Below are 14,137 nucleotides of genomic sequence, written 5' to 3'. Positions count from 1 at the left end.
CCATGGTCGATTCGGCGCGATCGTCACGTCGCCTTGGCGGTCGCGGCGAGCTCCTCCTTCAAGGCAATGCTGACGGAGTCGAACTCGTCACGTATCCGCGCGAGGTCGCTCGTATCCGGCAGCTCGCCCTGAGCGGCGGCGTGCTGCATCTTCTCCGCGAGCTCCGCGACGCGTGAGGCGCCGATCGAGAGCATACTGCCCTTCAGCTTGTGAGCGCTCGCCTTGATCTCGGCGGCCACGGCGCTCCTGATGACCCCCTCCAGGCCATCGAGCTGCACCGGGACGTTCTTGAGCACGAGCTCGATCAGCTTCCGCGAGCGCGGGACCTCCGGGTCGAGCACGGGCCCGGACGAGGGCGCCATGTCGGCGCCGCGGCGCGAAGGGGCCGACCCGGGCTCCTCCCGGTTCAGGACGACGTGCCGCCACAAGGTCTTCTGCAGAGATTGAGGGCGCACCGGCTTGGCCAGATAGTCATCCATCCCCGCGGCGAGCACCCGGTCGCGCTCGCCGACGAGCGCGTGCGCCGTCAGCGCGATGATCACCGTGTGGCGATTCCTCGATCGCTCCCAGGCGCGGATCTCCTGGGTGGCGGTGTACCCGTCCATCACGGGCATCTGGCAATCCATGAGCACGGCGACATACTGCTTTCGCTTGACGCACTCGAGAGCCTCCTGGCCGTTGCACGCGGTCTCCACGCGCAGCCCCAGCTGCTCCACCTGCTCCATCGCCACGTAGCGGTTGATCTCGTTGTCGTCGACGACCAGCACGGGGAGCTTGCTCGCGATCTTGCCCGGCTCCGCGCCGGGCTTGCTGGGCGGCGGGGTCGAGGCGCCCGTGAGCGCGCTCTGCAGCGTGTTGTACAGCTCGGAGACGCGGAGCGGCTTGGGGAGCTGCGTGACCATGCTGGAGTCCATCCCGCTCAGCGTCACGCTCGATCCCATGTGGTAGAGCGCCACGATCGGCAGCGTCTGCAACGCCGGGACCGACTGGATGGTCCTGAGGAACTCCTCGAGGCCGAGATCGTCCATCTGGACACCGACAACGGCGGCGCTGAACGGCCGCTTCTCCAGGATCGCGAGCTCCAGCCGGTTGATGGCGTCTCTCCCGGAAGTCGCGGACTCGGCGTCGAAGCCCCAGGCCACGAGGTGCTCCACCACGACGTCTCGCCAGCTCCTGCTGTGCTCCACCACGAGCGCGCGGCGCCCGCCCGCCCACTCGGCGGACCGGATCTGCTCGCCTCCGGCCGTGACGCCGACCCTGATCGTGAACCAGAACCGGCTGCCCTGCCCCGGCGTGCTGTCGAGGCCGACCTCGCCGCCCATGACCTCGACGAGGCGCTTGCTGATCGCGAGCCCCAGCCCGGTGCCGCCGTGCTTGCGCACAAGCGAGCCGTCCACCTGCGAGAAGGCCGCGAACAGCTTCTTCTGGTCGTCGGGCGCGATGCCGGGGCCGGTGTCCACCACCGCGATCTTGATGAGCGCCGAGGTCTTGTCCTGCTGCGACGCCGCGGCGTCGATCAGCACCTCCCCGCGCTCGGTGAACTTGATCGCGTTGCCGACAAGGTTGGTGAGCACCTGGCGGAACCGGTCGGGGTCGCCCACGACGCCGGTGGGGACGCGGCGCTCCACGCGGTACACGAGCTCGAGCCCCTTCTCGTGCGCCTGGCTCGCCATCAGCTCCGCGACCTCCTGGATGACGAGCCGCAGATCGTAGGAGACGTGCTGCGCCACGTACTTGCCGGCCTCGAGCTTCGAGAAATCGAGGACGTCGTTGATGATCGACATCAACGTGTTCGCGGAGGCGTCGACGGTCTCCACGTAGCGCCGCATCTTGCCGTCGAGCGACTGGTTCTGCATGAGCCGGATGACCCCGAGGATCCCGTTCATGGGCGTCCGGATCTCGTGGCTCATGTTGGCGAGGAACTCGCTCTTCATCCGGGACGCCTCGAGGGCCTGCTCGGTCTTCACGCGCAGCTCCTCGAACGCCTGCTCGTTCGCCTCGACCATGCTGTTGAACGCCGCGCCGAGCAGCTCGAGCTCGTCGCCGCTCGTGATCTGCACGCGCTCCCACTTCTTCCGATCGGCGACGGGCGATTCGGTCGGCGGCGCGCTCGAGCGGAGCCCGGAGGCGATGGCGCCCGCCGCCGTGCGCAGCGCGAGCAGCGGCTCCGTGATGTGGACGGTGAGCCGCTTGACGAGGAAATAGCTCGCCGCCCCGCTGCCGAGGATGAGCACCACGATCAGGCCGAGCGTGGTCACGAGCCGGCTCGAGGCGAGGTCCCGCGCCTGGACCATGTGATCGACGACGCCCTGCGTGCTGATGCCGTAAATCACGGTCCCGGCATGGGTGCCCTCCGAGACGACGGGCGCCGCCACCTCGAGGACGTCATCGCCGCCCAGGGGGTTCTGGCGCCGCCTCAGCACGAGCCCGCCCTGGTGCGCGGTGCTGATCCCGAGGGCCTCCAGGTCCGTCGCGGTGAAGTTGGGCGGCGCCACGCCAGGCGCCTGCTTCGCGGCGTTCGCCCGGGTCAGGCCGCTCGCCGCCCAGACCCGGTTCTCCGCGTCGAAGAACACCCCGTAGGCGATGTCGTTGTTCTCCGAGACGGTCTGGTGGATGAGCGCCTTGACGTCCCCGAAGAGGTTGTCCGCCACCAGGCTGCGCAGCGCCAGCGCCTGATTGAAGCCGAGCAGGCGAGCCTTCTCTTCCAGGCCGTTCAGGAGCTCCTGCTCACGCTTGGCCTGGACGGCGCGATCCGTCGAATAGATGAGCGCGCCGCTCGCGAACAGCGTGGTGCCCCCGAGCAACAACAGAGCGCCCAGAATCAGGCGGAGCAGCTTGATGCGGAGCGATCCGTGGGTGTTCGGGGTAGCCATGCACTCTACTTTGGGCGCCTGATCGATGACGGCGGGTTGGAGGAGGAAGGCGGCACGGAGGAAGTCGCACCGGCCTTCCCGGCGCGCGAGGCCACCGCGCGCTCGACCGCCGGCGCCAGGGCGACGTGCAGCTTCGATTTCGAGACGATGCCGTCGGCGCCGACCTTGTCGCCGATCGCGCTGAGCTTGTCGATATCACAACTGGAGACGAGGACGATGCCCAGGTTCGAGAGCTGGGCGTTGTCCCGGAGCAGCTTTGCCAGCTTGTCGCCGTTGATGGTCGGCATGTTGATGTCGAGCGCGACCACGGCGATCTTGTCTCGCTTGATGACGGCCGTCGCGCCGATGGGCGTGGCCAGCTCGAACACGTCGAAGCCAGCCCTGACCAGGATGGCGCGCATCGCCTCGCGAGCGATGTCGTCGTCATCGATCACGAGCACCCGGATCATGGCGACGTGCTCCAGGGACGGCAGCCAGGTGTGCGACGCTCACGGCGCGGCGAGCAGAGGGCACGCGAGCCCGGGAGCTCCATGGATCGAGCTGGGCCGTCGCTTCGTGACCATGTGCCCGGTTGGAAAGGTACTCGCACGGCGCCTCCATTCCCCCCGATAAGCCCTCACCGACCGATGAGAAAGTCAACCTGGCCGAACTGACTGGAATTGAGACCGAAGCGTCGCGCGAGCCTCACGTCGACCAGGCGCTTCACAGAGATCGGCAGGCGGACGCCCGACGAGCGGAGCTTCCAGTCGGCGTCCGAGAGCTCGTAGAGGAGATCGGCCGCCTGCACCGCGAGCGCCTGGGTGTCGGGGATGGCCGCGAACGTCCCGAACTCCGCGTGCTCGTTCACGAGCGAACGCACCGCGACGACGACCGGCGCGCCGAGCCGGTCCACATAAGGCAACCAGACGTTGGTCAAGAACCTCGGGCTCAGGAGGCCGTTGTCGTTCGGCAGCCAGAGCGCGTCGACCTTCTCCCGCTGGAGGTTCACGAGCGCGGCGCGGAGGTCCTGCACGCGTGGCTTGTTCGAGAGCTCTTGCTTGACGAAGGTCAGCTTCTCGACCTGCATGAGCGCTTCTTGCCGCGCGATGTGATCGGCGAAGCCCTGGCGGTACACGACGCCGACCCGATGAGCGTCGAGGCCCAGCGTGCGCAGCCCTACCATGGCCGTGACCGCCGGGATCTCGTAGGAGATCGCGACCGAGTTGGGGACGGTGCGCTGGAGCTCCTCGGCGAAGGACGCCATCAGGATCAGCGACACCGGCGGGGACGGGACGGAGCGCGCCCAGTCGCGATACAGGAGCACGGTCGAGTTGTTGACCAGGACCACCGCCTGAGGGCGATCGCGCGCCACGATCCGCGCCACCTGATCGGGGCTCGAGTCCTCGCTGCGCAGCAGCGAAATGGTGACGTTGTGCTCCTCGGACAGCTCGACGCGGAGCGATTTCAGCATGTCGGCGAGCTGCGGATCCGACGGAGCGATGACGGAGATGACCGGCTTCGCGTCCGGCGGCGACACCTTGAGCGGCGGCCCCGGATCGCTGGCGACCTGCGGAGCCGGGCCCGACGAGCAGCTCAACGACAGCGCGAGCGCCGAGAGCGCCGTGAGCGCGGAGGCTCGCAAGAGCGAGCGCCGAAATCGGGGATGTGTCGACCTTACTTCCATTCGTCCACTCCCAGATCGGCCAGCACGTGTTTCGGGAGCCTTCGGATCGCGCTCTCCACAGGTTGACGATCGCTCAGGAAGGTGACCGCCACCAGCCCGACCTTCGCCGTCGAGAGGCTGAGGATCGTGAACGACATCTTGCTTCTGGACTCGAAATCGGAGCGAAACCGCTCCGGCAGGAGCACTGCGTCAGCCGTCTGGAACTGGAGCAGCTGCAGCAGATCTTCGATCTTCGTGACGCGCTGAACCTCCGGCGCAGTGCTCACACCGAGGAGACCAGCGACGAACTTAGGGAGCGATTTTCGTTCGACCAGATCGACGATCCCGTACTTGAGACCCGACAGCATCTCCTTCGTCAGCCCCCTCGTCGAGACCAGTAGGTATTGCTCCGCGTCGCTCCCCGCCTTCAGGCCCTGGATGTCGGCGGTCCGGTTGAGCGAAGCCAGGACCGGCTTCGGCGAGAGCGCCGCGTCGGGCGGCGTCGACTCGATCGCCGCCTTGAAATCGCTCAATTTTCCGAACACGGTGACATCGACGCCGGGCATCGCCTCCTCGATTTTCTGCTCGAGGGCGCGAGCGCGAAGCGGTGTCACCGCATACACGTAGAGCGTAGCCACGGGCCCAGCCGTGATCGGCGGGCTGAGCAGCAACAGACAGCACCCGAGGAGCAGAGCCACCCCGAGCAGGACCACAGGCGCGCGCGTGGACCGGAGCCCCCGGCGAGGCGGGTATCCGGTCCTGTCGGGCCATGCGCGCTCGACGAGAGTCCTGAGGATGGAGCGAAATACCTCGTGCCGGACAGGAGGAACCTTGCGGTTATTTCGTGACAAGCACGATAACACCCAGCGGGATGCGACTCGCGCTCGATATGCGAGGTTCCCCGCGGCCCGCTCGACCGCTGACCGCCGTGCCCGCGTGAAGCGCCTGCAGCTCGTTTCCACCCCGCTCACGTCCTCCCAGTCATCATGGGTAGCAGCGTAGCCGATAGTTAACCCTCGTTGTCAAGCGCCCCTTGGAGGCGCCCCTGCGTTCTCACCGAGCTTGGCGAAATGAGGACGTCGGAAAGGGCGACGCCCCCCGACGGCCGCGGCTCCACCGCCAGCAGGCCAGCATGGCCGCGCCGGTGCTGCCGCATACGCCGAGCGCCGGTGCGAGCGCTCGACATGCTCGTCATGCACCTCCGTCTCAGGGCCCGATCTGAAGCCCCGAGGGCGCCGCGCCCCGCGCCCAGCAGAAGAAGGAGATGGGGACCCGGACTCCCGCGACACATCATGCCTCGTCGACCTACATGTAGAGCGATGGTGCATCGTTATGCCCGGTAATCTGGCTTTATCATGCACAAGCAGCGGAATCATGGATGCACCTGTGCTCCCTGCCACGAAGCTCGAATCCTCGAGCCTCGCGCTCGCTCTACCGCTTGGCGCTCGCTCTACCGCTTGGCGCTCGCTCTACCGCTTGGCGCTCGCTCTACCGCTGGGTCCGGATGATCGCGGCGTTGGCTCTCCGATGCGGCATCCCGCCAGTGATCGCTCCGACGACCGATTGTAGTCCATTCGGTCGCCGTACAGCAACCCTCGCGCGACCGCCACCGCAGGGCTGGGGTGTCGCCGATCACAGCGGATGCTGCGTCACAGAGGCGCTGACGCCGCCGCGCTGCGGTGAAGTGAGACCGAGCGTCCCTTGCGCCCCTGCATGGTTGCGGAGCACCCGGTCACCTGGAGGACAAAGGTTCCATTCAATGTGGTACAGCGAGCGACCGGGCGAGCTGCTGCCGGCGCTCGACGCCTACGCGAGGGGTCGTTCGCCGCACGACACGACGCGGCGCGCTGAAATGCGCCGCGATGTCAATACCACTCGCTGCCGAGGCCGAGCGTGAAGGTGAACGTCGGCCCCTCCGGCAGGAACACCGGGTGGAGATCCGCGCTGATGGCGAAACCGCTCCGCCGCGGGCCGCTCCCGGCAAGGCCGCCGAGGATCAGGGCGCCGCGCGCGTGAGCGCCTAAGTACCAGGCCGACGTGCTCTCGCAGCCGGCGCTCGGGAGCGGGATGCCGCCCTCCGGGACCTCCGCGCCACAGCTCGCGACGGCCACGTAATCCATGGAGGGCCCCGCGGCGAGATCGAGGAAGTGGAACAGCGTGAAGCCCAGGAGCAGTGAGTTGTAGTCGATGAACCCCGCCTCGAATCCAGCGCTGTTCTCGGTGCTCTCGGGGGTGAGCGTCACCATCGGTGTGTTCTGGTAGTATATCCCGAAGAGGTGGTTGACCTGGACACCGAGCCGGCCCGAAAGCGCGAAGACCGCCCCCGCGCCCGTGGGTGACTCGATAATCCCGCCGCCGAGGGTGGTACCGAAACGAAAGCGCATCCCGTCCTGCTCGCCCTCCTCGGGCTCCTTCGGTTTCTCCTCGGAAGCGGGCGGGGTCGGCGCAGGCGCAGGAGTGGACCGCTGTGCTGTCGGCGGCGCAGGCGCGGGCTCCGCGAGCGCGGGCCGCGACGCGGGCGCGGGCGGCGCGGGCCGCGGCGCGGGCGTGGGCTGCACCGGCGCGGGCGCGGGCGGCACCGGCGCGGGCGCGGGCCGCGGCGCGGGCGCGGGCGCGGGCGGCACCGGCGCGGGCGCCGGCCGCGGCGCGGGCGCGGGCTGCACCGGCGCGGGCGCGGGCCGCGGCGCGGGCGCAGGCGGCACCGGTGTGGGAGATGGCGGCGGAAACGGCGCAGGTGCAGGTGCAGGTGCGGGCTGCACCGGTGTGGGCGCGGGCGCAGGTGCGGGTGCGGGTGCGGGCTGCACCGGTGTGGGCGCGGGCGCGGGCTGCACCGGCGCGGGCGCAGGCGCAGGTGTGGGTTGCACCGGCGTGGGCGCAGGGGACGGCGGCGGTGCCGGAGACGGCGGTGGGGGCGCTGGCGCTGGCGGCGGCGCTGGTTGCACGGAGGCAGACGGGAGCGGCTCCGGAGGAGGAGGCGGCGGGAGGGGAGCGTCGTCCTGGGCCAGGGCCGTCGCCGAGACCGCAAATGGAACGGTGAGCGCCGCAAGCGCGGCGAGCCAGCGAGGGGGTGTCATCCGATCTTCCTCGGTGCGCTCCTCGCGGCCGTCAAGCGCGCGGAAGTGCGCGCTGTCGGCCACGGTGCGCCGCAGCGGATGATCCGCCGTCGAGCCATGGAGCGCCAGCCCCTCGACGACCGCCCGCTGAAGGCCTCATCGCCATCCTTCACTTTTCGTCACGGAACGAGGCGGCTCCGGTCACCAGCCCCTCGATCCATGCGTCGAGCTCCCCAAGCCCTTCTCTGCGGCATCGGCCTCCTGCTCGGGATCCTCTCCTCGGCCGCCTGCGGGGAGGGAAATCTTCACCCAGGCACGACTGGAGGCGGCGACGCTGGAAATGTCCAGAGTACATCCGGTGGAGGTGATGGCGGCGCCGGCCTCGTGGGCCAAGGCAGCACCGGGGGCGAGGCGGGGCACAGCACGGGCGTCGGGGCCGGCAGCAGCGCTGCTGCCGGTGGCAGCGCTGGCAACGGCGGCGGCGCTGCTGCTGGCGGCGGCGCTGGCGACGGCGGCGGCGCTGCTGCTGGCGGCGGCGCCGGCGACGGCGGCAGCGCTGGCGACGGCGGTGGAGCAGCCGCGGGGCGCGCGTGCAAGCGCGGTGTCGCGTACGGCTACCACTCTGTCGCCGATCTCTCGGCCCTCTCGGCCAGCGTCGGCTGGTGGTACAACTGGGCGAGCCTGCCCGACGAGCAGCTCCGGGGAGGCGACTACGTCGATCTGGGCGTCGAGTTCGTACCGATGGTCTGGGGCGGCCGCTTCGACGCCGACAAGATCAAGGCGGAGATCCCGGACGGGGCGAGGTACCTGCTCGCGTTCAACGAGCCGAACTTCTTCTCTCAAGCCAACCTCTCCGCCGCAGAGGCGGCGGCGCTGTGGCCGCGCATCGAGGAGATCGCGGACGAGAAGGGGCTCCAGCTCGTGTCGCCGGCCGTGAACTTCTGCGGCGGCGGCTGCCACGAGGCCGATCCGTTCGCGTACCTCGACGCCTTCTTCACGGCATGCGAAGGCTGCCGCGTCGATTTCATCGCGGCGCACTGGTACGCTTGCGACAGGCCGGCGCTCGAGTGGTACCTCGGCGAGCTCAAGCGCTACGGGCGCCCCATCTGGCTGACCGAGTTCTCGTGCGGCGACGGCGCGGATCGGTCGCTCGAAGCGCAGGCAGCGTACATGCGAGAAGCGGTGCCCCTCCTCGAATCGGACCCCGACGTCTTCCGGTACGCCTGGTTCTCGGGGCGCACGGACGCGATCCCCAACGTGGACCTGCTCGGCGCGAGCGGAGAGCTCACCGAGCTCGGCGAGCTCTACGTCTCGCTGCCCCACGCGGAGGGGTGCAGCCCGTGACCGCGCGCGCGGCGGTCGCTCCGTCGACACCTCCGCCTGCCGGCGCGGTCCCCGCCGTCCCCGCGACCGGCGTGCAGGCCGCGCCGCTCGACTTCTCCGAGGTGTACGAGCAGATGTTCCCCTTCGTCTGGCGGACCGTGCGCCGGCTCGGCGTCGACGCCTCGGCGCACGAGGACGTGTGCCAGGAGGTGTTCGTCGTCGTGCACCGGCGGCTGCCGGAGTTCCGGGGCCGCTCGTCGCTGAAGACGTGGGTCTTCGGCATCGTCGTCAACGTCGTGCAGGCGCACCGGAGATCGCTGCGCCGCAAGAGCCCCGCCCACCGCGGGACCGGAGAGATCGTGGATCCCGAGCTGCTGGCGGGGCCGAGCAACCTCAGCCCCTACGAGGCCATGACGAGGGCGGAGGCCGCGCGCGTGGCGCACGAGCTGCTCTCGTCGCTCGACGAGGAGAAGCGCGTGGTGCTCCTCCTCGCCGAGCTGGAAGAGATGCCGGCGGCGGAGATCGCGCGGGGCATCGGGGTGAACGTCAACACCGTGTATGCGCGGCTGAGGGCCGCTCGACAGGCGTTTTCCGACGCGGTGCACCGCCACCACGCCAGGATCCGAGGAGGCCGCAATGGATGAGCTGGGGGCCGGGGAGCGAGCGCTCCTGAACGCCCTTCGTGAAGAGGACGAGCCGACCGACGACGACAGGCGGCGGATGCGCGCGGCGGTGTGGGCGAGGCTCGGCCTCGCCGGGACAGCGGCCGCGGCCGTGAGCGCGAGCGCCGAGAGCGCCGCAGGAGCCGGGACCGTCGGCTCCGCGAGCGCCGGGGCCGCTGCGCACGCGGTCGGTCCCGCCGCCGCGAGCGTGGCCGCGAGCGCGAGCGCCACGGTCGCAAAAGGAGCGGCCATCACGCTGCTCGGCGCGCCGATGAAGATCGGGCTCGCGGCGCTGGTCGTGGGCCTCGCGACGGGGGCCGCGCTCTACTTGCCGACATCACCGACGCCGGGCGAGGCGCCCGAGGCGCAACGCGCGCTGGAAGCAGCGACAGGCGAGGCCCCGGCGCCCCGAGCGGCGCACGCCGCCGCGCCCTCCAGCGCTTCGGGCGACGGGACGCCTGCGCCCGCCGAGGCGAGCGTCTCCGCGAAGGCCGACGACCCCGGGGAGGCCAGCGCCCCCGCCGAGGCCAGCGCCACGCCCGCGGCGGCCCCTGCAGCGCGCGCGAGCGCGCCGCGCACCCCCCGGACGGCGACCGCCGCGAGGCAGGGCTCCGAGGGGCTCGACGCGGAGATCGCGCTGCTCCGCGACGCGCAGCAGGCGCTGCAGGCGGGCCAGTTCGCGCAGGCGCTCTCGAAGCTCGACGAGCACGCCAGCCTGTACCCGAGGGGCGTGCTCTCGACCGAGCGCGAGGCGTCGCGCGCGATCGCGCTCTGCCGCTCCGGCCGCGCGGCGTCCGGCAGGGCGATCGCGGCGAGGCTGCTCGCGAAGAGCCCGGGCTCGCCGCTCGCGACGCGCGTGCGCGCCGCGTGCGGGCAGGAGGAGTAGAGTGCGCGGGTGCACGTCTCAAGGTGGGCGGTTGCCCCATCGATCCTGCAGGCGCTGATCGTCGCGGCAGGGCTCCTGCCCGCGCGCGCGCTCGCGGCGCCCGCCGAGCCGCGCACCATCGATCTCCGCTGGAAAGCGCCGGATGGGTGCCCGCCGATCGACGAGGTCCGGAGCGAGATCGCACGGCTGCTGGGAACGTCGGAGCAGCGCCAGCCGATCGAGGTCGAGATCACGATCGCTCGCGAACGCGACAGGCGCTACCGGCTCGACCTGCACATCCGCGCGCCGGCGCCGGGCGAGCGGGTGATCCACGGCGACGACTGCGCGTCCATGTCGAGGGCGGCGGCGCTGATCGTCGCGATGTCGATCGATCCCGACGCGGTCGCGCGGAACGTCGCCGCGCAGCCCGCGCCACCCCAGGCGGTCGCCGCCTCCGCCGCCAGCGCGCCGCGCCCGCCGCCTCCCGCGCGGGATCGCCCGCCGCGCCGCGCACCTCCCGCGGCAGCGCGGCCGTCCGCCGCGAACGAGCGCGATGTGCAGGGAGCGCTCTGGGTGAGCGCGCAGATCGAGCAGGCGCTCGTCCCGACGATCGGCGTCGGGCTCGCCGCAGGCGGCGGGATCCGCAGCGGCTGGTTCCGCGCGGACGGGGCGGCCGGCGTGGTGCCTTCGAGCTCGAGCCACATCGCGGGGCTCGATGCAGGCGCCGAGTTCCGGCTCTGGTTCCTCGAGCTCGATGCGTGCGCGCGCCCTCTCGCGCGCCCCATCGGCGTGTACGTCTGCGCGCTCGGCCGCCAGCACTGGCTCCTCGCCACGGGGCGAGAGGTCGATGAAGCCTTCACCCACACGACGCCGATCTTCGCGGCGGGCCTCGGTGCGCTGCTCGAATGGCGCATCGCCGCTCCCGTGAGCGTCGAGGGCGCGCTGCACGCCATCGTCCCGCTGAGGCGGCCCCGCTTCATCGTCGAGAACCTCGACGGGACCGTCTACCGCCCTCCGGCGGTAGGCCTCAGCGCCCGCCTCGGCCTCGCGCTGGCCTTCTGAGCCAGCTTCAGGGCCGATCCGGGCCGGCGCGCCACGCGGCCTCGATCGCGCAGCCGGCCAGCGCCTCGTGATAGAGGCGCAGCTCGTCGTAACGCCCTCCGAAGTACGGGTCCTGATCGAAATGGGATCGCCCGAGCCAGTTGTTCGCGTCCTGGATCGCCGAGAGCGGAAAGCCGACCGGCGTGCTGCCGAGGAGCGCACCATCCAGATAAAGGGCCAGGGTCGCCGCTGCGCCGTCGAAGACCACGGCGATCATATGGATCTCGGCGTCATCGAGCGTGGGCTCGGTGGTGACCTGCACCTGCCCCGCGGCGCCGCTGTCGCTCGCGAGCGCAGCGATCCCCGGCGGGTCGAAGCCCGTCGAGGGGGTGATGACCAGGTAGGACCGCCCCACGCTCGCGTCGCCTTCGACGGGATTCTCCCCTGTGCTGCCGATGCCGAAGTCGACGACGCGCAGGTACGCCCCCCCGCCGTTGCGGGCGACCCAGACGATCACGGTGACATCGCGCAACCCCGCGAGGAGACCCGCGGGCAGATCGACGTAGTCGTCCTCTCCGTCGAGGGTGAGCGCGCCTCCGCCGTCGAGGCTCGCGCCGCCGAAGATCTCGCCATCGGCACCTCCGATGGTATCGGCGATGACGGCCCCCACCCCGTCGAACGAGTACTGATGAGCCGGCGACGGCAGCACATCGCAGGGGGCCGCGCCGCTGCCCCCATCCCCGCCGCTGCCCCCCTCCCCGCCGCTCCCCGCTTCACCGCCGCTCAGCGCCCCACCACCGCCGAGCGCCCCGCCGCCACGACCACCTTCCCCGCCGCCGCCCACAACCGACGTCGGCGTCATCCGACCTACCGCGATCTCCACATCTGCCCCACATCCGGATAGCCCGAGGAGCAGCGCCATCATCGTAGTCTTCCGCGCGCACGACACGGACCGATCCTAGCGCGGCCGTGCGGTCGATTGGATCACGAAAGCCGCGCGCACCGGTCACGAGGGGGTGAATGCTGATTCCACACGCGGGAGCCGACCATGATGCGCCGACTTGACCGAGTGTTCTTGAGTCCCTGGCTCGCCGCCGGGGGATGTCTCCTGAGCATTTCATGCACTGGCATCCTCGGAGGTGATGACGCTCCGGGAAGGGAACCGGGGGAGGGAGAGGAAGCCGCCGCGCAAGGCGGGATGCCTTTGCACCACATGACAGCATCGGAGTACAACAACACGGTCGCCCACCTCCTGGGCACGCGCCTGCGGCCGGCGGACGGATTCCCGGCCTCCGGCGCGAAGGGCTTCGACGCGAACGTCAGCGCGCTCTCGAGCCTCTCGCAGGTGCTCGTCCAGGGGTATTACGACGCCGCCAAGACGCTGGCCGCGGATGCGTTCTCGAACGAGGCGCAGCGCGCCCAGATCCTCGTGTGCGACCCGGCAGAGGGCGCGGGCGACGGGTGCGCGCGCGAGATCATCGAGCGCTTCGGGCTGCGCGCGTTCCGGCGCCCGCTCGAGGCGACGGAGGTCGACCGGTACGCGGCGCAGTACGAAGACGCGCGGACCACCCTGGGGATGTCCCCCGTCGAAGCGGTGCAGCACGTCGTCCGGACCCTGCTCACGTCGCCGAACTTCCTTCTGCGGATCGAGGTCGGCCCCGACTCGAAGCGATCGCCGGGCGCCCTCGGCGGCCACGAGATCGCGTCGCGCCTCTCGTACCTCCTCTGGAGCTCGCTCCCGGACGAGGAGCTCTTCGACGCTGCCGAGCGCGACGAGCTGGCCACCGAGGACGAGCTCCGGCAGCAGGTGGACCGCATGCTGGACGACCCGAAGAGCGCCGCGTTCTTCCAGAACTTCTTCGGGCAGTGGCTCGGGACCCGCACGCTCCCGAGCCACAGCGTCGACGCGGCGCTGTTCCCGGGCTGGAACGACGAGGTGAAGGGGGCGATGATCGATCAGGCGAACGCCTATTTCACCGGCTTCACGACCGGCGAGCGACCGTGGTCCGAGTTCCTCACGGCGCCCCACCCGGAGAATCCGGTGCTCGCGCCGCTCTACGCGAAAGACCCCGAGGGCGGGCGCGGCGGGTTCCTCACGCTCCCCGCGTTCCTCACGCTGTCTTCGCGCGCCGATCGGACGTCTCCCACGTCCCGCGCGAAGACGATCCTCGCGCAGCTCTTCTGCGCCGACTTGGCCCCTCCCGCCGGCGTGGATATCCCGGAGCTCGAGGCCGCGGGAGGCGACTCGGGCCCCGTCGACAACGTCCGCAAGAAGCTCGAGAAGCACCGCGAGTCGCCCGACTGCGCGGGGTGCCACGACGTCCTCGACCCCATCGGGCTGAGCCTGGAGAACTTCGACGCGATAGGCGCCTACCGGACCGAGTACTCGAACGGCGACGCGGTCGACGCGACAGGCGAATATGGGGACGCGGAGTTCCAGGACATCACGGGCCTCGTCCCGGAGCTCCAGAAGGACCCCCAGCTCGGCATCTGCCCCTCCGAGCAGCTCTTCACCTATGCGTTGCGCCGGCGCCCGATCGGCGACGACAGGGACACGCTCAAGGCGATCGCCGCGCGCTGGGAGAGCGGGACGATCGCGGACCTGGTGAAGCAGGTGGTGACCAGCGAGGCGTTCCGCCTCCGCGCAGCGAAGGTCGGGGCGAAGTGAAGCCGCAAGC

At 70.6% G+C, this 14,137-nt stretch carries 12 protein-coding genes; 6 read left to right on the top strand and 6 right to left on the bottom strand.

Translation table 11 applies throughout. From position 1 onward, the window contains the following. Positions 1 to 23: 23 nt before the first annotated feature. The 5 genes from WME90_RS07475 to WME90_RS07455 form a co-directional block, all read right to left on the bottom strand. Entirely contained in the window at positions 24 to 2,873 is a 2,850-nt protein-coding gene (locus tag WME90_RS07475; protein ID WP_437280386.1) for a response regulator, read from the bottom strand. A 5-nt stretch (positions 2,874 to 2,878) separates the two neighbouring features. Next, the gene (locus WME90_RS07470) at positions 2,879 to 3,322 is read right to left on the bottom strand and encodes a response regulator (RefSeq protein ID WP_437280385.1); all 444 of its coding nucleotides are present in this window, start codon (positions 3,320 to 3,322) and stop codon (positions 2,879 to 2,881) included. A gap of 167 nt (positions 3,323 to 3,489) precedes the next feature. Then, a complete protein-coding gene (locus tag WME90_RS07465) occupies positions 3,490 to 4,494 on the bottom strand; it encodes a hypothetical protein (protein WP_437280384.1) in 1,005 nt (334 codons plus the stop codon). A gap of 32 nt (positions 4,495 to 4,526) precedes the next feature. Then, positions 4,527 to 5,153, bottom strand: a complete 627-nt coding sequence (locus WME90_RS07460) for a hypothetical protein (protein ID WP_437280383.1) — start codon at positions 5,151 to 5,153, stop codon at positions 4,527 to 4,529. A gap of 1,227 nt (positions 5,154 to 6,380) precedes the next feature. Next, positions 6,381 to 6,899, bottom strand: a complete 519-nt coding sequence (locus WME90_RS07455; protein WP_437280382.1) for a hypothetical protein — start codon at positions 6,897 to 6,899, stop codon at positions 6,381 to 6,383. A gap of 73 nt (positions 6,900 to 6,972) precedes the next feature. On the opposite strand from WME90_RS07455, the gene WME90_RS07450 reads away from it, so the two are divergent. The 5 genes from WME90_RS07450 to WME90_RS07430 all read left to right on the top strand — a co-directional run bounded on the left by WME90_RS07450 (position 6,973) and on the right by WME90_RS07430 (position 11,480). Then, positions 6,973 to 7,671 (top strand): hypothetical protein, encoded by a 699-nt coding sequence (locus tag WME90_RS07450; RefSeq protein WP_437280381.1) that lies wholly within the window; start codon positions 6,973 to 6,975, stop codon positions 7,669 to 7,671. Between the two features lie 116 nt (positions 7,672 to 7,787). After that, positions 7,788 to 8,912 (top strand): glycoside hydrolase family protein, encoded by a 1,125-nt coding sequence (locus WME90_RS07445; RefSeq protein ID WP_437280380.1) that lies wholly within the window; start codon positions 7,788 to 7,790, stop codon positions 8,910 to 8,912. Then, positions 8,909 to 9,535, top strand: coding sequence for an RNA polymerase sigma factor (locus tag WME90_RS07440; protein ID WP_437280379.1), 627 nt, complete (start codon positions 8,909 to 8,911; stop codon positions 9,533 to 9,535). The genes WME90_RS07445 and WME90_RS07440 overlap by 4 nt, the downstream gene beginning before the upstream one ends. Continuing rightward, entirely contained in the window at positions 9,528 to 10,439 is a 912-nt protein-coding gene (locus WME90_RS07435) for a hypothetical protein (RefSeq protein WP_437280378.1), read from the top strand. The genes WME90_RS07440 and WME90_RS07435 overlap by 8 nt, the downstream gene beginning before the upstream one ends. Before the next feature lie 9 nt (positions 10,440 to 10,448). Continuing rightward, on the top strand, positions 10,449 to 11,480 hold the full coding sequence (locus WME90_RS07430) for a hypothetical protein (protein WP_437280377.1): 1,032 nt from the start codon (positions 10,449 to 10,451) through the stop codon (positions 11,478 to 11,480). Between the two features lie 7 nt (positions 11,481 to 11,487). Here the strand turns inward: WME90_RS07430 and WME90_RS07425 are convergent, their stop codons facing one another. Next, positions 11,488 to 12,321, bottom strand: coding sequence for a LamG domain-containing protein (locus WME90_RS07425; RefSeq protein ID WP_437280376.1), 834 nt, complete (start codon positions 12,319 to 12,321; stop codon positions 11,488 to 11,490). 351 nt (positions 12,322 to 12,672) lie between these two features. Here WME90_RS07425 and WME90_RS07420 point away from each other — a divergent pair, with 351 nt between their 5' ends. Beyond that, positions 12,673 to 14,127, top strand: a complete 1,455-nt coding sequence (locus WME90_RS07420) for a DUF1592 domain-containing protein (protein ID WP_437280375.1) — start codon at positions 12,673 to 12,675, stop codon at positions 14,125 to 14,127. The last annotated feature ends 10 nt before the right edge of the window (positions 14,128 to 14,137 follow it).

Source organism: Sorangium sp. So ce375 (assembly GCF_051473855.1).
Lineage (GTDB): Bacteria > Myxococcota_A > Polyangia > Polyangiales > Polyangiaceae > Sorangium.
This window is presented reverse-complemented; position numbering and strand designations above follow the sequence as displayed.

Excerpts from the sequence above, each read along its gene's own strand:
- WME90_RS07475 (WP_437280386.1), bottom strand. The coding sequence starts at position 2,873 with ATGGCTACCCCGAACACCCACGGATCGCTCCGCATCAAGCTGCTCCGC.
- WME90_RS07470 (WP_437280385.1), bottom strand. The coding sequence starts at position 3,322 with ATGATCCGGGTGCTCGTGATCGATGACGACGACATCGCTCGCGAGGCG.
- WME90_RS07455 (WP_437280382.1), bottom strand. The coding sequence starts at position 6,899 with ATGCGCTTTCGTTTCGGTACCACCCTCGGCGGCGGGATTATCGAGTCA.
- WME90_RS07445 (WP_437280380.1), top strand. The coding sequence starts at position 7,788 with ATGCGTCGAGCTCCCCAAGCCCTTCTCTGCGGCATCGGCCTCCTGCTC.
- WME90_RS07435 (WP_437280378.1), top strand. The coding sequence starts at position 9,528 with ATGGATGAGCTGGGGGCCGGGGAGCGAGCGCTCCTGAACGCCCTTCGT.
- WME90_RS07425 (WP_437280376.1), bottom strand. The coding sequence starts at position 12,321 with ATGACGCCGACGTCGGTTGTGGGCGGCGGCGGGGAAGGTGGTCGTGGC.
- WME90_RS07420 (WP_437280375.1), top strand. The coding sequence starts at position 12,673 with ATGACAGCATCGGAGTACAACAACACGGTCGCCCACCTCCTGGGCACG.